Origin of the sequence: Aeromonas sp. SCS5 (genome assembly GCF_001887375.1) — a bacterium.
Taxonomy (GTDB): Bacteria; Pseudomonadota; Gammaproteobacteria; order Enterobacterales; family Aeromonadaceae; genus Aeromonas; species Aeromonas jandaei.
The window spans coordinates 148,332-169,774 of sequence record NZ_LFCS01000006.1; the positions used below are offsets into that span (position 1 = coordinate 148,332).

At 60.4% G+C, this 21,443-nt stretch carries 18 protein-coding genes; 11 read left to right on the forward strand and 7 right to left on the reverse strand.

All coding sequences use genetic code 11. The features are described from left to right. Positions 1-50: 50 nt before the first annotated feature. The 3 genes from ligA to smc form a co-directional block, all read right to left on the reverse strand. Entirely contained in the window at positions 51-2,057 is a 2,007-nt protein-coding gene (gene ligA, locus BS300_RS08520) for an NAD-dependent DNA ligase LigA (RefSeq protein ID WP_071912153.1), read from the reverse strand. 98 nt (positions 2,058-2,155) lie between these two features. Then, positions 2,156-3,304, reverse strand: a complete 1,149-nt coding sequence (zipA, locus tag BS300_RS08525) for a cell division protein ZipA (RefSeq protein WP_071912154.1) — start codon at positions 3,302-3,304, stop codon at positions 2,156-2,158. Between the two features lie 15 nt (positions 3,305-3,319). Further along, positions 3,320-6,694, reverse strand: a complete 3,375-nt coding sequence (gene smc / locus BS300_RS08530; RefSeq protein WP_071912156.1) for a chromosome segregation protein SMC — start codon at positions 6,692-6,694, stop codon at positions 3,320-3,322. A 110-nt stretch (positions 6,695-6,804) separates the two neighbouring features. On the opposite strand from smc, the gene cysZ reads away from it, so the two are divergent. Further along, positions 6,805-7,569: a sulfate transporter CysZ gene (gene cysZ / locus BS300_RS08535; RefSeq protein ID WP_042032896.1), complete on the forward strand. Its 765-nt coding sequence runs from the start codon at positions 6,805-6,807 to the stop codon at positions 7,567-7,569. Between the two features lie 145 nt (positions 7,570-7,714). Next, entirely contained in the window at positions 7,715-8,329 is a 615-nt protein-coding gene (locus BS300_RS08540; RefSeq protein ID WP_033115777.1) for a trimeric intracellular cation channel family protein, read from the forward strand. A gap of 85 nt (positions 8,330-8,414) precedes the next feature. Here the strand turns inward: BS300_RS08540 and BS300_RS08545 are convergent, their stop codons facing one another. The 3 genes from BS300_RS08545 to BS300_RS08555 form a co-directional block, all read right to left on the reverse strand. Next, positions 8,415-8,666, reverse strand: a complete 252-nt coding sequence (locus tag BS300_RS08545) for a lipoprotein (RefSeq protein WP_041208149.1) — start codon at positions 8,664-8,666, stop codon at positions 8,415-8,417. A 49-nt stretch (positions 8,667-8,715) separates the two neighbouring features. Continuing rightward, positions 8,716-9,261, reverse strand: coding sequence for a YcbK family protein (locus BS300_RS08550; protein WP_033115779.1), 546 nt, complete (start codon positions 9,259-9,261; stop codon positions 8,716-8,718). Between the two features lie 163 nt (positions 9,262-9,424). After that, the gene (locus BS300_RS08555; protein ID WP_071912158.1) at positions 9,425-10,909 is read right to left on the reverse strand and encodes a L,D-transpeptidase family protein; all 1,485 of its coding nucleotides are present in this window, start codon (positions 10,907-10,909) and stop codon (positions 9,425-9,427) included. A 658-nt stretch (positions 10,910-11,567) separates the two neighbouring features. Here BS300_RS08555 and BS300_RS08560 point away from each other — a divergent pair. The 5 genes from BS300_RS08560 (at position 11,568) to BS300_RS08580 (ending at position 17,054) form a co-directional block, all read left to right on the forward strand. Next, positions 11,568-12,113 (forward strand): hypothetical protein, encoded by a 546-nt coding sequence (locus BS300_RS08560; RefSeq protein WP_033115781.1) that lies wholly within the window; start codon positions 11,568-11,570, stop codon positions 12,111-12,113. A 53-nt stretch (positions 12,114-12,166) separates the two neighbouring features. Further along, a complete protein-coding gene (locus BS300_RS08565) occupies positions 12,167-13,177 on the forward strand; it encodes a glycosyltransferase family 2 protein (RefSeq protein ID WP_071912159.1) in 1,011 nt (336 codons plus the stop codon). Beyond that, positions 13,177-13,548, forward strand: a complete 372-nt coding sequence (locus BS300_RS08570; RefSeq protein WP_033115783.1) for a GtrA family protein — start codon at positions 13,177-13,179, stop codon at positions 13,546-13,548. The genes BS300_RS08565 and BS300_RS08570 overlap by 1 nt, the downstream gene beginning before the upstream one ends. Beyond that, a complete protein-coding gene (locus tag BS300_RS08575) occupies positions 13,548-14,714 on the forward strand; it encodes a hypothetical protein (protein ID WP_071912161.1) in 1,167 nt (388 codons plus the stop codon). The genes BS300_RS08570 and BS300_RS08575 overlap by 1 nt, the downstream gene beginning before the upstream one ends. 228 nt (positions 14,715-14,942) lie before the next feature. Next, positions 14,943-17,054 (forward strand): alpha-amylase, encoded by a 2,112-nt coding sequence (locus BS300_RS08580; RefSeq protein WP_071912163.1) that lies wholly within the window; start codon positions 14,943-14,945, stop codon positions 17,052-17,054. 69 nt (positions 17,055-17,123) lie between these two features. Here BS300_RS08580 and BS300_RS08585 read toward each other — a convergent pair whose 3' ends face one another. Next, positions 17,124-17,750, reverse strand: coding sequence for a glutathione S-transferase (locus BS300_RS08585; protein WP_071912165.1), 627 nt, complete (start codon positions 17,748-17,750; stop codon positions 17,124-17,126). A 168-nt stretch (positions 17,751-17,918) separates the two neighbouring features. Here BS300_RS08585 and BS300_RS08590 point away from each other — a divergent pair, with 168 nt between their 5' ends. From BS300_RS08590 to BS300_RS08605, 4 genes are all read left to right on the forward strand, one after another. Continuing rightward, positions 17,919-18,563: a response regulator transcription factor gene (locus BS300_RS08590; RefSeq protein ID WP_033115787.1), complete on the forward strand. Its 645-nt coding sequence runs from the start codon at positions 17,919-17,921 to the stop codon at positions 18,561-18,563. 87 nt (positions 18,564-18,650) lie between these two features. Further along, complete coding sequence (locus BS300_RS08595; RefSeq protein ID WP_033115788.1) at positions 18,651-19,232, forward strand: TetR/AcrR family transcriptional regulator; 582 nt, start codon at positions 18,651-18,653, stop codon at positions 19,230-19,232. A 71-nt stretch (positions 19,233-19,303) separates the two neighbouring features. Beyond that, complete coding sequence (locus BS300_RS08600; protein ID WP_071912167.1) at positions 19,304-20,182, forward strand: alpha/beta hydrolase; 879 nt, start codon at positions 19,304-19,306, stop codon at positions 20,180-20,182. 112 nt (positions 20,183-20,294) lie between these two features. Continuing rightward, positions 20,295-21,440 (forward strand): patatin-like phospholipase family protein, encoded by a 1,146-nt coding sequence (locus tag BS300_RS08605; RefSeq protein WP_071912170.1) that lies wholly within the window; start codon positions 20,295-20,297, stop codon positions 21,438-21,440. The last annotated feature ends 3 nt before the right edge of the window (positions 21,441-21,443 follow it).

The window sequence follows — 21,443 nt, forward strand, 5'->3', positions numbered from 1 at the left end:
AGAGAACCCGGCCATGCCGGGTTCTCTTTTTATCTCAGCCTGCGGGCCACTCAGCCCTGCAACGCCTGTTGCAGCTCCTCTTCGCTCCAGACGGTGATACCCAGCTCCTGCGCCTTGGCGAGCTTGGAACCAGCCGCCTCCCCCGCGACCAGCACATCGGTCTTGGCAGACACAGAACCAGCTACCTTGGCGCCCAGCGCCTGCAGTGCCGCCTTGGCATCGTTGCGCGACAAGGTGGTCAGGGTGCCGGTCAGCACAAAGGTTTTGCCGGCAAAGGGTTGCTCCGCGGCCTCTTTCTTCTCGATGGCTGGCCAGTTGATGCCGGCAGCCAGCAAGGCTTCCAGCACCTCCACGTTATGGGGCTGACGCAAGAAGTAGTAGACATGCTTGGCTACCACATCGCCCACGTCGGCTACTTCGAGCAGTTGCTCCACCGAAGCCGCGCGCAGGGCATCCAGGGTGAGGAAGTGGTTGGCAAGATTGAGCGCAGTCGCCTCCCCCACTTCGCGGATCCCCAGGGCAAACAGGAAGCGCGGCAGGGTGGTGCTGCGCGCCGCATCGATGGCGGCTACCAGATTGAGTGCCGATTTTTGCCCCATCCGCTCAAGACCTGCCAGTTGGATGGCATTGAGGCTGAACAGATCAGCGGGAGTCTTCACCAGCCCCTTGTCTACCAGCTGCTCGACAATCTTGTCGCCAAGGCCGTCCACATCCATGGCACGACGGGCGGCGAAATGCTTGATCGCCTCCTTGCGCTGCGCCTCGCAGAACAGGCCGCCGGAGCAGCGGGCAACCGCCTCTCCTTCCAGCCGCTCCACTGCCGAGCCACAGACCGGGCACTCGGTCGGGAAGAGAATTTCGCGCGCATCAACAGGGCGCTGTGCTTCTACCACGGCCACGATCTGCGGGATCACGTCCCCTGCCCGGCGCACGATCACGGTATCACCGACCATGACGCCAAGGCGCTCGATCTCGTCGGCGTTGTGCAAAGTGGCATTGGAGACCGTCACACCGCCGACAAACACCGGTTTGAGCTTGGCCACCGGCGTCACGGCGCCGGTACGGCCAACCTGAAACTCGACGTTCTCAAGCAGGGTCATCTCCTCCTGCGCCGGGAACTTGTGGGCGGTCGCCCAGCGCGGGGCGCGTGCCACAAAGCCGAGCTCCTCCTGCAGAGCAATGGCATCCACCTTGTAGACCACGCCATCGATCTCGTAAGGCAGCTCGCCACGGCGGGCCAGAATGTCGTCGTGGAACGACTGACAACCGGCAGCCCCCTCTTTGAGTTTCACCTCGGGACTAAGCGGCAGCCCCCACTCCTTGAGCTGATTGAGGCGACCAAAGTGAGAGTCACCGAGCAGCTCGCCGCCGACACCGACGCCGTAGGCGTAAAAGCTCAGGGGACGGCTGGCAGTGATACGTGAATCTAGCTGACGCAGACTGCCGGCGGCGGCGTTACGCGGGTTGACGAACACCTTCTCGCCTGCGGCCAGCGCCTTGGCGTTCATCGCCTCGAAACCAGCCTTGGGCATAAACACTTCGCCACGCACCTCAAGCCGCTCGGGCCAACCAGAGCCCCGCAATGCGAGCGGAATGGCCTTGATGGTACGCACGTTCTCGGTGATCTCCTCACCGGTAGCGCCATCGCCCCGGGTCGCGGCCTGCACCAGCTGACCATTTACATAGAGCAGGCTCACCGCCAAGCCATCCAGCTTGGGCTCGCAGCAAAACTCGAAACGCACTTCACGCTTGAGGCGATCGCTCATCCGTTGTTCAAACGCCAGCAGCTCTTCGCTGCTAAAGACGTTGTCCAGACTCAGCATGGGGATCTCGTGACGCACCTGCCTGAAGGCTGTCAGCGGCTGGCCACCGACCCGCACGCTCGGGGACGCCGGGGTTTTCAGCTCGGTATGCTCGGCTTCCAGCGCGATCAGCTCGCGCATCAGGCGATCGTATTCGGCATCCGGCACTGTGGGGTTATCCAGCACATAGTACTGGTGACCATATTCGGTAAGCAGTTCACACAATTGACGGTGGCGGGAGAGAATATCGCTCATGAAAAAGTCTCGAAGTGTGATTGAAAATCCGGTCGGGGTAGAAACAAAAATGCGGTACCTGGGTACCGCACTTTGATTCATTCGACCCGCATGGCGTATTAGTCGCGGCTGGCCTCGTAGGCTGCCAGCTCATGACGGTAACGGGCGATAGTCTCGTCGCTCAGCGGACTGCGCTCCATATCAGTCAGCATCGCATCGAGATCGCTGGCCAGCTGATCGGCTGCCTGCAGCATGTCCTCGAAGGCAAACGCGGCATTGCTGCGCAGGGGCAGCTGCATGAACAGGGAGACACCCGGCGTGGTGAACTGCTCCATCCGATAGGGATTGAAGGTGCCCGGCTTGACCATGTTGATCATGGAGAAGAGCACTTCACCCTTGCCGTTGGCATCTTCGTGACGGTGGAAGATATCCATCTCGCCAAACTTGAAGCCAAGCGCCATCAGGGAGGAGAGCAGGGTCGCCCCTTGCAGCTCGTGGCCCGGACGTCCCATCAGGTTGATGACATAAACGTCCTGCCAAATCTTCTCGACCGGCTGGGCAACAACGCGCGGCTCTTCGACCGGCGCTTCGTAGACCGGCTCCTCATACACGGGCTCGGGAGCAACGTGACGGGGCTGCGGCTTGTATTCGGGTTCGGCAGCGCGCACCGGCTCGGCACGCACGCTCTCGTTGCGCACGCCAAAAGTCGGCGCAGTTGCATAGGCTGGCTCGACCAGCGGCTCGTCATCCTGAACCTGCATGACAGGCTCGCGCTGGGGACGGGAGCGGTAAACCGGGGTACGACGATTGACCTGCGCCGGCTTGCGCACGGGTGCAGCAGGCTCTTCCTCTACCACTTCGGGCTGAGGCTCATCGTATGCTTCCTCTTCTTCATAGACAGGAGGCGGCGGGGGAACCGGACGGGCAGCAGGCTTGCGCACAACGGGTGGCGGCAGATCGTCCTCGTCATCTTCATCATCAAAGGCGGGCAATGAGGAGCGACGGCTGAGTTCCGGCTGGCGGCTCTCTTCGTCACGATGGAGCTTGGGCTCGGCGCGACGACCACTGCTGACCACACGCACCTGACCGATGCCATCGCTGTCGAACGCATCATCGTCACGATTACGTGACTTGGACTCCATCCGGCCAAGCGGTTTCTCTTTGATCGGTGCCTGACGATTCTTTTTGTTGCTCCACAACCCGTGAATGAGCAATGCCGCAATAGCAATACCGCCCAGGGCAACCAAGATGTAACGCAATTCCTGCATTAGCTGCTTCTCTTTCTAGTTTTGCTCAGCCAAAGCGACGGCTTCACCGATATCGACCGACACAATGCGAGAAACTCCGGGCTCTTGCATTGTGACGCCAACCAGCTGCTCAGCCATCTCCATGGAGACCTTATTATGACTGATGTAAACGAACTGTACTGTGCTCGACATCTCTTTGACAAGAGAACAGAAGCGACCGACGTTCACTTCATCGAGCGGTGCATCCACCTCATCCAGCAGACAAAAAGGTGCTGGATTGAGTCTGAAGATGGCAAAAACCAGCGCAAGTGCGGTTAAGGCCTTCTCCCCCCCGGAAAGCAGGGCAATGGTAGCATTCTTCTTACCCGGAGGTCTCGCCATGATGCTCACTCCGGCCTCCAAAAGATCATCGGAGGTGAGCTCAAGCCAGGCACTGCCCCCACCAAACACTTTTGGAAAGAGGGATTTTAAATCTTCATTGACCTTATCGAAAGTGTCCCGGAAGCGTATTTGTGTCTCTTTATCAATTCTTTTAATGGCTTGGCTCAAGGTTTCCAGCGCTTGCTCAAGATCCTGGCACTGGTTTTCCAGATAAGTTGCTCGCGTTTTCGCCTCTTCGTACTCTTCCAGCGCAGCCAGGTTGATGGCGCCAAGTGCCTCCACTTGCGTCTCCAGCGTCTGGACCTCCTGGCGCAGCTTGCCGCGATCAGCGGCAATCAGCACCGCCTGATCGAGATCCACCAGTCGAATACCCAGCTCTTCGAACTGTTCGTGCAGCCCTTGCCGACGGGTGAGGTTGCGCTCGCGCTCAAGGCGCAGGGTCGCCAGCTTCTCCTGCAGCACCACCAGCTGCTTGTGATCGGCGCTGCGCGCCTGATCCAGCTCGCTCAATTGACGTTCCAGCTCCGCCAGCCGTTGATGGCAGGCGAGTTGCTGCGCCTCCAGATTGCGCTGCTCCGCCAACAAAGGGGCGAGATCAGGAATCGCTTCGTTCTCCGGGTTCTTGAGTCCGGCCAGCTCCAGCTCGAGCCTTGCCAGCTCTTCCTCACCAAGCGCAATCAGCTGACGCAGGTTGCCAAGCTCAAGCTGCAAACGCTGACAGGTCGCCTGCTGCTGCTCGCGCCGCCCGCGCGCCTCTTCCTGCGCTCGCTCGCAGCGCCCCAACAAATCCTGAGCCGCCTGCAACGTTTCGCTCAGAGGCTCGCCCTGCTCCAGCAACTCGGCCAGACGCGCCTCTTCGATCGCCAGCTGTTGCTCGGTCTCGGCCAGCCGCTGCGCCTCTTCGGCCTGCTCTTTATCGAGGCGAACCAGCTCTTCGCCAAGCTGGCCGAGCCGCAGCAGCCGCTCTTGTCGCTGACCTTGCTGCAAGCTCCAGGCTTCGCGCAGTTGCTGCCATTTTCGCTCCTGCTCGCGCAGGGCTCGCTGCGACAACTCCTGCGCATTAACGATGCGCGCCCGCCGTTCATCCGCTGCTGCCAGCTGCCCGCTCAATTGTGCCAGCACGTCGGCTGTAGCGCGTTGCTCGGTGTGCAACCGCTCACGTTCACCCAGCAGCGCCATGGTACCGAGCGCAGCGCCCTGTCCAATGTCCGCCCAGTTCGGCCCCAACCAGTCGCCGGCAGGAGTCAGTACCGACTCACCGGCCAGCAGGGTTGGCTGGCGAGCCAGTGCCTCTTCCCTGTCATCGGCCAGCCAGATGGCGTTGAGGAAGGCGGGAACGTGATCACCGCTGATCAAGGAGGCCAGGGTGCCGGCAACGGCTGGCTGCGCCGGGCCAATCCAGAGTCCGTCCAAAGCCGGATTGCACTCGTCCGCAGGGGTCGCGGTGAGCCAGCGGCCCAGCACCTTGTCGAGCGCCTGTGCCCATTCAGGGGCAACTTGCAGCCGATCCGCCAGAGTCGCCCCCTCCATCTGCTCGCCAAGGATCTGATCCAGCGTCGTCAGGCGCGCCTCCAGTTCCCGTAGCAACCCCTGCTGCTGGCTGTAGGTGAGTTTGAGCGCTTCATGCTCCTCAATGGCCTGCGCAAGCTGCGCTGCCAGCTCCCCGGCCGCCGCCCTGCCCAACTCCAGTTCGCCCCCCAGCGTATCGAGGGTCGGTTGCAGATCGGCATCCTCTGCGCCGATGGGGCCGGAGCGCTCATCCTCCAGCTTGAGGCGGGCAAGTCGGGTTTTGGCTTGCAGCTCATGCAGGCCACCGAGCCGGGCCCGGGTCTGGTTTAGCTCCCCCTGCAGTCGGGTCACCTGCTGCTGCCACTGTTGCTGCTGCTGGCGGGTCTGCTCAAGCTGCTCGCTGGCCCGCAGTCGCGCTTCCTGTTGCTCGGTGAGCAACTGCTCACACTGCTCCAGCCGCGCCTCTTCCAGCTCGCTTCTCAACACGCCTTCAGTCAGCTGCTCCTGCTGGCTGGCCAGCTGCGCCTTGCGGCTGGTGATGCGCTCCCCGAGCGCCTGGGTTCGCGCCTGCAAGTCACGGCCAAGCTCGCTCTGGTGCAGCTGTTGCTGCTCAAGACGGGCGATGGCCTGTCCGCCAAGGAAAATCTGTTGTTGCCGATTGGCTTGCTCGGCCTGCGCCTCCTGCCGGGCCACCAAGAGGGTAACGTGGCGTCCCTCGTCGGCGGTGCGCTTGGCATCGAGCGCTGCCAATGCCTGTTCGACCTGCGCCAACTCGCTCTTGGCCTCGCCAAGGCGAGTCTCCAGTGCCCACAGCTCGGAGCCAATCAACTCGGCGCGAGCGGCGCGCGAACGGCTCTTGAGCTGTTTGTAGCGCTCTGCGGTTTCGGCTTGGGCCTTGAGGTGGTCGAGACGGGAGCCCAGCTCGCCGCGGATATCGCCCAGACGCTCCAGATTCTCCTGGGTGTGGCGAATGCGCTGCTCGGTTTCGCGGCGCCGCTCCTTGTAACGGGAAACGCCGGCCGCCTCCTCCATGAAGAGCTTGAGATCGGCGGGACGGGACTCCACCAGACGGCTGACAGTGCCCTGCTCGATGATGGCGTAGCTGCGGGGCCCGAGGCCGGTACCGAGGAAAAGGTCGGTCACATCCTTGCGGCGGCACTTCTGGCCATTGATCTGATAGTGGTTGGTGCCGTCACGCAGCACTTCGCGACGCACCGAGATTTCGGTAAAGCGGCCGAACTCGCCGGGCACCCGGTTATGGGGATTGTCGAACACCAGCTCGACCGAAGCGCGGGCATGGGCGGTGCGGTTGACTGAGCCGTTGAAGATGACATCCGTCATGTTCTCGCCGCGCAGATGGCGGGCCGAACTCTCGCCAAGCACCCAGCGCACAGCGTCGATCACGTTGGATTTGCCACAGCCATTGGGCCCGACCACTGCGGTCATGTCGGCATTGAGCTCGATGCGGGTCGGCTCGACAAACGACTTGAAGCCGGCGAGTTTGATCAGTTTCAGACGCATGGCGACCTGTATCAGTGGCTAAATAAAGGGGAGGCGGGCAGGCGACTTTACCAAATCAAAAGCTTGTTTGTAATATGCTGACTGTCTTCCCATGCACAGATGGAGCTCATATGAGCCAATCACCCCATATGGTCAAAGCATCAATCAGCGGTGCAGATTACTTCCTGCGCGGTTTTTCCCTCATCCGCCAGCCCGGCATCCGCACCTTCGTGCTGATCCCCCTGCTGGTCAACTTCGTGCTGTTCGCCGGCGCCTTCTATGCTCTGCTGTTGCAACTCGACAGCCTGTTCGCCTGGCTGCACCAGCAGATCCCGGCCTGGCTCAACTGGCTGGACTACCTGCTCTGGCCAATCGCCCTCATCACCATACTGGTGGTCTTCTCTTTTATCTTCAGCTCGGTCGCCAACTGGATTGCCGCCCCCTTCAACGGCCTGCTGGCTGAAAAGGTGGAGCAGATCCTGACCGGCGAGGCACCCAACGACAGTGGCATGCTCGATATCGTCAAGGATGTGCCGCGCACCTTCGGTCGCGAGTGGAAGAAGCTCAAGTACTACCTGCCCAAGGCGATCGGTTGTCTCATTCTCTTCCTTATTCCCGTGGTCGGCCAGACTTTAGCCCCCGTGCTCTGGTTCCTGTTCAGCGCCTGGATGATGGCGATCCAGTACATCGACTATCCGTTCGACAACCACAAGATCGACTTCATCACCATGCGCGATGCCTTGAAGCAGCGCCGTGGCCAGTGCCTCAGCTTTGGCGCTCTGGTGACCCTCTTCTCCGCCATTCCGGTAGTGAACCTGTTCGTGATGCCGGTCGCCATCTGTGGCGCCACCGCCATCTGGGTCGATCACTATCGGCAGGAGCAGCTGCGCCGCTGATCCTCAAGCAGTGATTAAAAAGGCACCTTTACAGGGTGCCTTTTTGCTTTTTCGCATGAATTAAAATAATGGATATATTGCTTTGCTTGTCCCATATAGTACGAGTTGTTAGGATGCTCGCCTTTCTCGTACCCTGGGATATCTCATGTTACATGCACTCTTCTTGCTGGGCCTGGTGGCCGAAGGGATGACTGGTGCGCTGGCAGCTGGCCGGCGACGGATGGATCTGTTTGGTGTGGTAATCATCGCCTCGGCAACCGCCATCGGCGGCGGTACCATCCGCGATGTGCTGCTGGGGCACTATCCCCTGCTCTGGGTCGAGCATCCGGAATATGTGCTGCTGGTTGCGGGCTCGGCCATGGCCGGGGTCATCTCGGCGCCGCTGATGCGCTACCTCGGCAAGCTCTTTATGGCGCTCGATGCGCTGGGTCTGGTGGTCTTCTCCATTTTCGGCGCAGCAAGAGCGCTGGAAATGGGACATGGCGCCGGCATCGCCTGCATCATGGCGGTAGTGACCGGGGTCTTTGGCGGGGTGCTGCGGGATCTGCTCTGCCAGCGCATTCCACTGGTGTTTCGCCGCGAGCTCTATGCCGCCATTTCCCTCATCACGGCAGCCCTCTACTGCCTGGCGCTGGATCAGGGGCTGCCGACCAACTGGGCGGCCTTTGGAGCGATTGGCATCGGCTTTGTGTTACGCCTCCTGGCAGTTCGCTTCAAGTGGGGATTGCCCACCTTCAACTACCAGTACGCAACCCACTGAGTACGCCAGCTTTTGACGAGAGCGTCCGGATTGCGGACAACAAAAAAGCGCCGGTATGGCGCTTTTTTCATGGGCTCTTGCAGCCTCAGTTAATCCCTTCCGAACTGAAGAAGGTTGCCTTGTCGGCGATGAAACGGATCTTGATGTTCTTGCCATCACTCCCCCAGATACAGCTGGTGGTACCCAGTGCATCGTCACAACGCTCGGCTTTGCCAAGAATGGCGCTGGCCTCGGCGTAGCTCATCCCCATCTTCAGTTTGTCGTAGTTGTCGCGGTTGAGCTTGCTGCAACCGGTCAATGCCAGGGCGATCAGGATCCCCGTTACCAGACGTTTCATCTGTCTCTCCTCTCTCAATCATTGGAGCCTAACAGGTTGGCCCGGGTGCTCACCAGCTTCGTACAGGGCCGGTGTCGAGGTGAACAAAGTTGTCATGGGGGTAGTAGCCGACCCCACCGACCTTGAGATGGAGCGCAGCCTTGCGCAGATTGGCCAGCTGAACGCCGGGAATGCGCACATCGACCGCCTGTCCCAGGGTGTGGTAGCTATGCTTGGCAACCCCGCGGCTTCTGCGGCGCTTCTGGCGATTGGTCGCCGGCGCCCGATAACCGGAGATGAGCTGGATCTCCCCTCGCCGCCCCAGCTTGTGCTGCAGCAGGAAGAGCTGATCGAACAGCTTGGTATCTATATCGAACACTTCATTGCGACGATAGTCGCGGAAGATATGGTTCAGTTCGGCCAGCCCGTCATTGAGATAGCGGCCATTTTCCCAATAACTGACCCTTGCCCGCTCACCGGTGTTGAGATTGAAAAAGCTCAGTTCACGACCAGTGGTACTGCGGCTTGCCAGCGCCGGGAAAGAGACCAGCGAGCTACCCAGCAGGCAACCGGCTCCCAGCAACAGGCGACGACGACTTATCTCTTGTTCCAGCATAAGGGGTCCGTCCATCGCAGATTCAAGCGACATGGTTGAATAAAGATTGTTCAATGAATTCGGTTCAGGCGCTTGAAACTACCTCCCGACCGGGATCATGTCAAACCTCTCTCGCCCATGAAAAAGCCCGGCCATGGCCGGGCTTTTCACTCTGTGGCTGGGATCACAGCAGACGACTCTGGAAGCTGACCCGATCAAATCCGTAAATGTCGTTGCGCAGTTGCTGGCGACCATCTTCGTCAATCCAGCTGCTCCAGTAGACAGTAAACACCGGGATCGGCTTGGTCAGCGGCAACCACTTGGTCTCGCTCTCCTTGAGGATCGACGCCACCTTGTCCGGTTGGTAGCGGGAGTCAGCCAGCAACAGTTCGGCCAGATCATCGGCATGCTCGACCCGGATACAGCCCGAGCTAAAGGCGCGAGCCCCCTGCTCAAACAGGGACTTGCGCGGAGTCGAGTGGAGGTAGATGGCCTCGTTGTTGGGCAGGTAGAACTTGTAGCGACCGAGCGCGTTGTGATCGCCCGGCTTTTGCCGCAGACGATAAGGGAAACCGGCGGCCAGCGCCTGACGCCACCCCTCTTCGGTGAACTGGACAGGGTTGCCCTCACCATCGATCACATCGAACTGCTCACGACTCAGATAGGCAGGATCGCGACTCAGCTTGGGCAGAATATCCTTGCTCAGAATGGAGCGCGGCACATGCCAGGAGGGGTTGAGCACGATGGAACGAATTTCGCTGGCGAGGATGGGCGTAGCACGCTGCTCCTTGCCGACGATGACCCGGCTGGTAAAGACCTCGTTACCGGACTCCACCACGCTCAGGCGATAGTCAGGAATGTTGACCAGTACATAACGGGGCTTGCTCAACTGATCGACCAGGTCACGGCGCCAGAGGTTACGCAGCAGCAGGCTGGCACGTACTTGCGGCCCGGTATTGAGCCAGGAGCGGGTCTGACGGCCGATCACGCCGTCGGCGGTCAGACCGTGACGACGCTGGAACTGCTTGATGGCCTGCTCGGTATCGGCGTCATAGATGGCATCGCCGTGCCTGGGCGCGCTATCTCCCAGCTCGTTGAGCATGGTGCGGATCTGGCCAAGCTCGTCAGAGCTCTCGCCGGCACGCAGGGTCGGCATGTCGAGGGTGGGCCACTTGTTGGCCATCGGCATCGCCAAAAGCTTGTGGACCTTCTCCCGAACCGCATCATATTCAGCCACCTGAGGGCGCAGCGATTTCACCTGAGTGAGCAGGTCATCATCGCTTGGTTTGGTGACCACGGGACGGTTCAGATCGAACTTGAGCGTCTTCATCTGTTCGCGGGAGACCAGATCCATCGAGCGCCAGGCATACTGAAAGCGACTCAGCTTGGCGAACGCTTCATCATAGATAGCGCCCCGCGCTGCAGCAGGGGTTGCCTGCATCCGTCGCCAGAGCTTGAAGAAATCGGGATGGAGCTGGGCAAGTACCGCTTCCTGCAGCTGCTGCTCCAACTCGATACGGGCCTGCTCGGCCTTACTGCCCTGATACCAGTCATGCTGGGTTTTGCTGACAGCGACTACCACCTGTGCCTCGGCCGCATGCACTACTCCGGCAGGCAAACAGCCAAACCAGACCAGATTGGCAAGGGCCAGCCAATACTTCATCCCCATGGATACCTCAAAACGATGTGTTCACTCTGTCAGACCCTCTGGTCCGGCTGCTCATGATGCGTGAATGGCTATCACTTTGCCAGCACCCCGGAACATAGCGCCACCAGATAATTTCATTGTCATTGATTGAATCGCAATCGGCCAATTCACCCGTCGCTGCGAGCGGAAGAACCAACTTCTGGCCGCCAATCGCCATATAAAAGCCAGGTGCTCACCAGTGCTGCACCGACATGCGTAAAGCCGCTACAGAGCAGGCGGTCAACCAGTGTGTGATGACCACGCCCTGGCTAGTGAGGTCAGTCCGAAACGCTCCAGGTTTATCGACTGCCATCCCGACTGACTGAAGGGGGAAACCGGTAAAAAAGGGGCTCATATCAGTGCTATTGGAACTATCAGTAACGCCAGTGACGCCATCCGAAAGAAAATGACGCAGCAAACAGCACCATTTTCCTATGCCAAAGAGAAGCATTCCTTTGTAATCAGCCACTTCCATAATGTTTGTTTTATCAACAAACAGTCGAGTAGGGTTTGGAGCATCGAGCAAAAGGGGTTAATATGTGACCAAATATTTTTTTGTGATCCACTATGCTTTTTTTGCAATTGGATTAGCATATGCGCGAGATCTGCCTACCAATTTCAGTCAGGCGTAGAGAGTGATATGACGTATAAAAAGTTTGGTTTTCTGACCGCCATCCTGGCGCTGAGCGGTTTCTATCTTTACACCCTCTATCTGGCGGCTCACCCCAACGTGAGTCTGGCCTACCGACTCTATTATCTGGAGGGGAAAACCCGTTTCTGGGAACACAACTCCAGCATGACCTATCTGCCGGGCAACGAGCTCAACCTCACCAAGCCGAGCCGTTTCCTCTCGAGCGAAGGCTGGGCTAAAAAGCCGAGCGAAGAAGGCACCCAGCTGAGCGGCAAGGGCGGCCTCTACTTCGTGCTGCCCAAGCAGGCTGCCAATCCGGAAGAGCTGACCATCCACGCTCGCGTCAACAGCCCGCAAGCGGGCGCTCTGCTGCAGGTTGCGCTCGGTCACGACTTTACCACCACGGTCAAACTGGCCAAGGCCGGGATTAACGAAATCCGTCTCAGCCTGCCGGGGGATTCCCTCACCGCAGATCCCAAGCGCCCCAATTTTCTGGCGCTCTCGGCACCAACCCCCATCAACGTTCAATCAGTGCGCCTGACCGTTGCCCAGTGATATTTGCCCTGAACACCGTTTTATAAAAACTACTATCCAATAAGGACGTTCTTATGTCGTATCCAGATTTTCGACTCTCTCTGGTCGTTCCCGTTTACAACGAGGAAGAGAGCATCGATGCCTTCATCAACGCGATAGACAACGAACTGGCCCCGCTGAAAGACCAGCTTGAAATTGTATTCGTCAACGATGGCAGCCGTGATCGCACCCGTGAAGTGGTCGAGCAGGCTATCGCCCGCGATCCCCGCGTAACCTTGGTCAACCTGGCCCGCAACTTTGGTAAAGAGGCAGCTCTCACCGCCGGTCTGCATCAGGCCAAAGGGGATGCAGTAGTGCCGATGGACGTGGATCTGCAGGATCCTCCCGCCCTGATCCTGGAGTTCGTCAAACTGTGGCAAACCGGTGACTACGACACCGTCTATGGCATCCGCGTCGATCGCAGCGCCGATACCCCAATGAAGCGCCTGACTGCCGGCGGTTTCTACCGCTTCTTCAACGCTCTCTCCACCAGCACCAAGCTGCCGGAGAACGCCGGTGACTTCCGCCTGATCGACCGCAAGGTGGTTGAGGCTATCAAGCAACTGCCCGAGCGCAACCGCTTCATGAAGGGGCTGTTTGCCTGGGCCGGTTTCCGTGCCGTTGGCGTTCCCTACGAGCGTCCCGCCCGTCATGCCGGCGAGACCAAGTTCAACTACTGGAAACTGTGGAACTTCGCCCTCGACGGTCTGCTCAGCTTCTCCAGCTGGCCGCTGCGGGTGTGGAGCTACGTGGGCGTGAGCGTCTCTCTGGTTGCCTTCCTCTACATCCTGAAAATCATCACCCAGGTGCTCTTCTTCGGTATCGACGTACCGGGTTATGCCTCTCTGATGTCGGTGGTGCTGTTCCTCGGCGGTATCCAGCTGCTGTCCCTCGGTATCATCGGCGAGTATATCGGTCGCATGTTCGTGGAGGTGAAACAGCGCCCTGTCTACCTCATCGAGGGAGTCTATGGCCAGTACGCCAAGAAGGAGGCGGACAACAAGCAGGATGACGAGCAACAAGAGCAGCAGGAGCAAGCGTCCTGATGATCTCCCGCGAGGAATTCTGGCGGCTGGTTCGTTTCGGTTTTGTCGGCGGGGGGGCTACCCTCGTCGATCTGGGCACCTCCATCGCCCTGTTTCACACCTGGCCAACCATCTCCGAACATCTGGTGACGACACTGGCTTTTGCCGTCGCCTTCTGGTTTTCGTTCTTCGGTCACCGTTACATCACCTTCCAGAAGCAGGGAGCCGCCAGCAAGTTTCTGCTGGTCGCCCTCTTCTCGCTGGCGGTGCGTAACCTGATCCTGAGCGGTCTGCTGTTTGCGGGTCTCTCCGGTCTCGTCCCGGTGGTCATTGCCACCCTGACCGTCACTGTACTCACCTACATCCTCTCTCGCGTCTGGGTTTTTGCCTGATGAATGACATGACCAATACCGCTTCCCTGCCCGGGGACAGCCTCCCTTATCGCCCGTCACTGCGCATCAGCGGCCGTGACTGGCTGATGATCATTGCCGCCTTCGTGCTGAGCCGCGTGGCCCTCTATGGCATGGGGTACTTCGGTGTCCAGCTCTATGGCACTCCCGATATCGGGCCACTGCAAGCCTATTGCCAGTTCGACTGCGTCTGGTTCCAGCGCATCATCGAAAACGGCTACGACCTCTACCCGCGCTGGCTGAGCAAGGGCAATGCGGCCAACTGGGCCTTCATGCCGCTCTATCCGATGGTCTCCGGCGCCATCTCCAACCTGCTCAATGTCGAGAGCCTGATCGGCCTCATCATTGTCGCCAACGCCTCCTTCTTCGCCAGCCTGCCGCTGATGCTGCTGGTGCTGCGCCAGCTCAAGCTGGGTGATGACACCGCACGTTTCGGCGTCTGGCTGCTGGCCTTCTCCCCCTTCTCCGCCTACTTCGTCTCCGGTTATACCGAGTCGACCTTTATGGCGCTGATGCTGGGGATGTTCCTGTTTGCCTACCGGCAGCAGTGGCTGATGGTGGCACTGCTCGGGGTGTTCATCTCCGCCACCCGCAACCTGGGTGTGATGATGGTCTTCCCGGTGCTGATCCTGGCACTGCAGGCTTACGGCTGGCGCGAGTTCTTCCGCTTCACCGAGCGCGCCTTCAAGGTGGTGTTCACCCTCTGGATGATCCCCTTTGGCCTGTTTGCCTACATGCTCTACCTCTATCACCTCACCGGTGATGCGATGGCCTTCAAGCACATTCAGGTGGCATGGGGCCGTTATATGGACAGCCCGCTGGACTGGTGGCTGAGCGGTTTCGAGCTGGGTGGTCGCAAGGCCTACCTCTCCATCATGGTGATCTTCGGCTGGGGTCTGAACCTCTACCTGTTCAGCCAGAAGCGCTGGGCTGAAGCGACCCTGATGTTCATCTGCTGCACCATTCCGCTGATGACCGGACTCAACGCCATGCCGCGTTACATGTTCGGCCTCTACCCGACCATGCTGGCGCTGATCCTGCTGACTCATCGCTGGCCCGCCATGCGCCCGGCTGTGCTCTGCATCAGCGGTATGGTCGCCTCCTTCATTGCGGTGGCCTTCGTCAACTTCAAGTTCTTCACCGTCTGATGTGACGGCGATAGCTGAAACCTCAAATGCCGGTCAACTGACCGGCATTTTTTATGGCCGCTATTTTTATCGGCTGTGTTCCCCTGCCACTCCCCGTCACACTTTGCTCTGCTTGAAAACGTAACCATTTGAACTGATGTCACAAATCGGCATTTTGCCGATCCAAGGCTCTCTTTGCTCCTCCTAGAATGGGCCTTTGTCCGAACTGCCCTGCTCAAGGAATGGCTTATGCGTCGCGCTCCCAACTTATCCCCTCTCTGGCTCGCCCTGCTGGCCAGCCCTCTGTTGTTCGGTCAGGCCATGGCCGCCCCCGAGGTTCACCTCTATGTGGATGGCCAGCCGGTAGCGACTCCAATCACCCTGGACAAGGGGATGGTAGAGCTGACCCACACCCTCACCAGGGGGAGCCACCAGATCCGCATCAGCGACGCGGGCAACAGTTGCGGTACCAGCTTTGGCCCGAGTGAGAGCAAACCGCTCCCCTTCGGCACCGCCCAGCCGATGGACAAGTGCAGCAAGGGGCAGAGCTTTAACCTGCGCGTGATGCTGGCGGGGGATTATCAGTTCACCTTCAACCCGGATACCCCCAGCCTCAAGGTGCTGCGGGCGACCAAAAAGAGCGAGTTCAAACGCCAGCCGCCAGAGGAGCCCTGCATCAGCTGGGATGGCGGGCCGGTTACCCTATCCCTGAAAGGAGTCTGGCCCGACGGCACCCGGTTGCGGGATGCCTACTCCGGCCAGGAGGGCGTGGTCAAGGGCGGCAAGCTGACCCTGACGCCGAGCAAAGAGAGCGGCGGCCTGCTGCTGCTCGAGCCGGTCAAGGCAACCAAGCCAGCGCCATTCAGCTGGGATCAGGCGAGTGTCTATTTCCTGCTGACCGACCGCTTCAACAATGGCGAGCCCGCCAATGATCACAGCTTCGAGCGCCAGAAGGATGGTCAGGATGAAGTGGCCACCTGGCACGGCGGTGACTTCAAGGGGCTGACCGCCAAGCTCGACTACATCAAGCAGCTCGGCATCAACGCCGTCTGGATCACCCCCATGGTGGAGCAGGTGCACGGTTTCATCGGCGGCGGCGAGCAGGGCAACTTCCCCTTCTACGCCTATCACGGCTACTGGGCGCTCGACTTCACCAAGATTGACCCCAACTACGGCGATGAAGAGAGTCTGAAAACCCTGGTGGACGAGGCGCACAAGCGCGGCATGCGCATCATCCTCGACGTGGTGATGAACCATGCAGGTTACGCCACCCTCGCTGACCTGCAGGATTTGGGGCTCACCGAGCTGACCCAGAACACAGCCAAGCTGCCGACCGTCTGGAACCAGTGGCGCCCGAGCGGTGGCCTCAACTGGCATGGCTACAACCAGTTCATCGACTACCAGTCGCCGAAGTGGGACAAATGGTGGAGCGGTGGCTGGGTGCGCGCCGGTCTGCCCGGCTACCCGCAGCCTGGCACCGACGACGTCACCGGCTCGGTGGCGGGGCTGCCGGACTTTCTGACCGAATCCACCAAGCCGGTGGGGCTGCCGCCGCTGTTGGCGGCAAAAAAAGATACCAAGGCCAAAGTGTTGCCCAACGCCACCGTGAGCGACTATCTCATCGCCTGGCACACCGACTGGGTACGCCGCTTTGGCATCGACGGTTTTCGGGCCGACACCGTCAAGCATCTGGAGCCCGAGGTGTGGGCAAAGCTCAAACAGGCGGGCACGGCAGCCCTCAAGGAGTGGAAGGCCGCCAACCCGACCAAGAAACTCGACGACCTGCCCTTCTACATGGTGGGCGAGGTGTGGGATCACGGGGTCGCCAAGGATTTCTGGTATCAGAACGGCTTCGATTCGCTGATCAACTTCGACTACCAGCGCGAGTTCGCCCTGCCCCAGGCCCAGTGTCTGGCCAGCGCCGAGCCCACCTATGCCAGCTACGCCAGCCGCATCAATCAGGATCCCGAGTTCAATGTGCTGAGCTACATCAGCTCCCACGACACCAAACTGTTCTTCGGCGACTATCAGGACGTGCCGCTGCAGCGCCGGGTCGCCAGCAGCTTCATGCTGCTGCCGGGCGGTATCCAGATCTACTACGGCGATGAGTCCGGCCGCGGGCTAGCCAGGGATGGCGGCGTGTTCGATCAGGCACTGCGCTCGGACATGAACTGGCAGGAGCTGGCCAGCGGCGACAAGGCCGAGCTGGTCAAGCACTGGCAGCGGCTCGGCCAGTTCCGTGCCGCCCACCCGGCGGTGGCGGCGGGCAGTCACAAGAAGCTGGCCGACAGCCCCTATGCCTTCGTGCGAGAGAAGGGGAATGACAAGGTGGTTATCGTGTTCGCCGGCCGGCAACAATAGAGGCGAAGAAGGCAGAGAAAACAAGAGAGGGGAGCCAGTGGCTCCCCTCTCTTTTGCACGTTTATCGGCTTACTGCGTCTGGCGTACAGCCGACGGCCACTGCAGGCGCGCTTTGACCAGGGTCTCCTGCCACAACGGCCAGGCCAGCAGTGCCTGCTGATAGACCCCCGCCTGACCGGGCAACTGGATGCCATAGCTGGCCAGCCGGTAGGCCATCACCGCATAGAAGGCGTCGACAATGCCCGCCTCGCCAAAGTAGAAGGGGCCCCGCGCCTGCGACCAGATCTCCTGCAAACGGGCCAGTTCGCCCACCGCCTCAACCGGCGGCTCGCTGCGGGTGGGAGCACCAAGAAAGAAGGGCAGCAGAGTGCGGATCTGGCGAAAACCGGCGTGCAACTCGGCGCAGAGGCTGCGAGCCAGAGCCCGCTCAGCCTGAGATGCGGGATAGAGCTGGCGATCGGGGCACAGCTCGTGAACATATTCGGCGATAGCCAGCGAGTCGTGTACCCGCACGCCATCGTGTTCGAGCCAGGGCACCAGCCCGGCCGGCGCCACCCGCTTGAGCCGCACCAACGACTTGGCATCTTCCAGATCGAACACCTGCTCCTGCCATGCCAGGCCGCTCATGGCCAGCACCAGTGCCGCCCGCATCGCCCAGGTGGAACCCGTGCCCACCGTCAATACCAGAACTCCCATCTTTGCCTCCTGCAGGGACTTGCGCTTTGCGCCCCGTCGGCCTCTTGGCACGACATCCGGCGCCCGCTTCACATTTGCGCACAGGCAGGTTTGACCCTCCCGATGAGCGATGCTAGTTTGATTTTTCAAAACAATCAGTTAGCAACCATGTGAGCCATTAACTGAGATATGGACAGCCAATTTACCATCGTCATCGCAGATGACCACCCCCTGTTTCGGGGCGCCCTCTATCAAGCGGTGCACATGGCCATCAACGATGCCCATCTGCTGGAAGCGGACTCCATCGACAGCCTTACCCACCTCCTCGGCGAGCATCCGGAGGTCGACCTGCTGCTGCTCGATCTCAAGATGCCGGGCGCCAACGGCTTTGAAGGGCTGGCTCACCTGCGCGGCCAGTATCCCGACCTGCCGGTCGTGGTGGTATCCGCCTCGGAGGACCCTGCCATCATCCAGCAGGTACTGCGCCTTGGCGCGCTCGGCTTCATCCCCAAATCGGCGCCGATGAAGGAGCTGGTCACCGCCCTCAATACGGTGATCGGGGGCGATAACTGGGTGCCGGAGGGGATCTCGCTCCATCCCGAATCGGAAGATGGCCCCGATTTCGCCAGCAAGCTGGCCAGCCTCACCCCCCAGCAGTACAAGGTGCTGATCATGCTGCGCGATGGCAGCCTCAACAAGCAGATTGCCTGGGAGCTCAATGTCTCCGAGGCCACTATCAAGGCCCATATCACGGCGATTTTCCGCAAACTGGGCGTCAAGAACCGTACTCAGGCGGTCATCGCGTTGCAGCAGATGGATATCAAGGAGGGTTGAGCCCTCCCATCCAGCCCGCCACTTATCTGCCGCTCGACAAATAGCACGATCGTACTTTATGCTGCCACCAGCCATGAGGAGATCGTGATGAGCAAGGGGCGCCTGACCCGGGAAAACATTTTGCAGACAGCCTTCGAGCAGGCGAGCCAGCAAGGGCTGGAGAGCCTGACCATCGGCTCGCTGGCCAATGCCTGCGAGATGTCGAAAAGCGGCCTGTTCGCCCACTTCCACTCTCGCGACAATCTGCAGATCGCCGTGCTGGAGTACGCTGCCGAAGTGTTTCGCGAGCGGGTGATCCAGCCGGTGCGCCAGCAGGAACACCAGAGCCAGCACGACAAGCTGATCGCCCTGTTGCAGGCCTGGCTCGCCTGGAACCAGAGCTTTGCCGGACGCTGCATGTTTCTCGATGCCTGGACTTCGGCGCAGGAGGGCGAGGTACAGCAGGCCGCCCGCCAGCTGGTGCGCTTCTGGCTCGACTATCTGGCTCGTCAGGTCGCACAGGGACAGCTGGAGGGGGAGTGGCGCGAGGGGATGGATCCCTGGCGTGCCGTCTACCGCCTCTATGGCCTCTATCTGGCGGATCAGGTGTTCAACGCCCTCAATCTGTGTCAGGATCCGGCCCGCCACTTCTGGCCCGAAGTGGAAGATCTGCTCGCCAGCTGGTGCTGATCTCCTGGCAATCCTTTTTTAAAACCGACAAAAAAGCACGACCGTTCGCACATAAAAACCACAGGATGACCATGAGCAGCAAGATCTACTTCAACACCCGCCGCTTCAGCCCGAGCAAATGGCTGCTGGGGATCGGCACCCGATTGCACCATACCCTGGCACCCGGCCATGCCAAGCGCACCGCCAGCAAGTTGCTGCTGACCCCCCAGCGCAACCAGCGGGACAACGCAGCGCCAGCCGGTCTGGTCAAGCAGGCCGTCCATACCAGCGAAGGGACGCTGATGAGCTACCGGCTCGGTCAGGGGCCGCTCTGGCTGCTGATGCACGGCTGGTCAGGCAGTGCCAGCCAGTTCTATCCGCTGATGAGCCATATCGCTGCGCAGGGTTTTACGGCCATTGCCTACGATCACCCGGCCCACGGCCACAGCGCCGGCCATACCGGCCACCTGCCCCGCTTCGTGCGCGCCTTCGACGAACTGGCCGCCCGGCTGGCTACGGAAGTGGGCCCTGTCCATGGGGTTATCGCCCACAGCATGGGGGGCGCCGTCACCCTCTCCAGCCGCCAGCAGCATCTTGACGGGCTGCCGCTGCTGCTCATCTCGCCGGTGCTCGACTATGTGCCCCAGCTATACGGCATGGTGGCACGCTCCGGCTACTCCATCCGGCTGTTCGATGCGGTGGTCAAGGAGATTGAACAGGAGTATCAGCACCCCTTGAGCACGGTCGATCCACTGGGTCGCCTTGCCAACCGCAGCGGTGAGGCCATCATAGTGCACGATGAAGAGGACAGATTCGCCCCCCATAGCGACTCCCTGCGCGCCAGCCAGGATGGGCATACCCGGCTGGTGAGCACCCGGGGTCTGGGCCACGGTCGCATTCTTGCCAGTGCGCCGGTATTCGCCGCCTTCGATCAGCTGGCACGACCGGAAAATCCTCTCCGGGCCCTTTGACCGGGGGCCATGAAAAAAACGGGAAAGCGCCCGTTTTTATATTTGATACAGCGCCTTATAGTTAATTTGTCAGTGGGAGCATCCTTGTCAGAACACTATAAGGCGCCAGCATATGGCCAGACCCAATACAGCGTTGTTGCTCACCGGAGGCGGAGCGCGCGCCGCCTATCAGGTCGGTGCCCTCAAGGCCGTGGCGGAGCTCTATCCGCGCAATCTCGGCATCCCCTTTCCCATTCTGTGCGGTACCTCGGCCGGGGCCATCAACGTCACCGCGCTCGCCTGCTACGCCTCCAGCTTTCATCTGGGGGTGCGCAAGCTGGAGTGGGTCTGGCGCCGCTTCGAAACCCACCACATCTTCGATTTTCACCCGGGGCGCCTGCTGTGGCGACTGATGTACGAAGGCTCGGCCGGCCTCATCAATCCCGACACCAACCACGCCTTTCATCTGTTCGACAACGCGCCGCTGCGCCGCCTGCTGGATCAGTTCATCGACTATCACCGCATCGATGACAACATCCTCTACGGCAGTCTGGAGGCGCTCGCCATCACAGCATCCGATTACGACGACGGCCTCTCCACCACCTTCTTTCAGGGGCGAGCCGACCACCATCCTTGGGAGCGGGCCAGACGGCGCGGGGTGCGCACCCTGCTCACCTCGGATCATCTGCTCGCCTCCTCGGCGCTCCCCTTTGTCTTTCCGGCGACCCATATCGGCGACAAGTTCTACGGCGACGGCTCCATCCATCAGCTGAGCCCGCTCAGCCCCGCCATCCATCTGGGGGCAGAGCGGATCCTGCTGATCACGCTGGATCCACCGGCGCACTCGGCACCGACCCATCATCACGGCCACCTCACCAGCTCCAATATCGCCAGCCATCTGCTCGATACCGTCTTTACCGACACCCTCAACTCCGATCTGGAGCGGCTGTGGCGCATCAACCAGACTCTGGATCTTATTCCGGAGCGGGAGCGCAATCGCCTCAAACTGAAGCGGGTGGAGACCTGCGTGCTCAAGCCAAGCGAAGACCTCGATGCCATCGCGCTGGCCTATCTGCGCAAGCTGCCGGTGCAGTTGCGCCGCCTGTTGCGCGTGTTGGGGGTGAAGGGGGATGAGACCAGCAGTCTGGCCAGCTTTTTGATGTTTTATCCGGGCTATTGCCAGCAGCTGATCAAGCTGGGCTATCGGGACACCCTGAGGGAGCAGGCCAGGGTGATCGACTTTCTCGGCATCGAGCCTCAGCCGAGGGAAAAAGAGTAACCC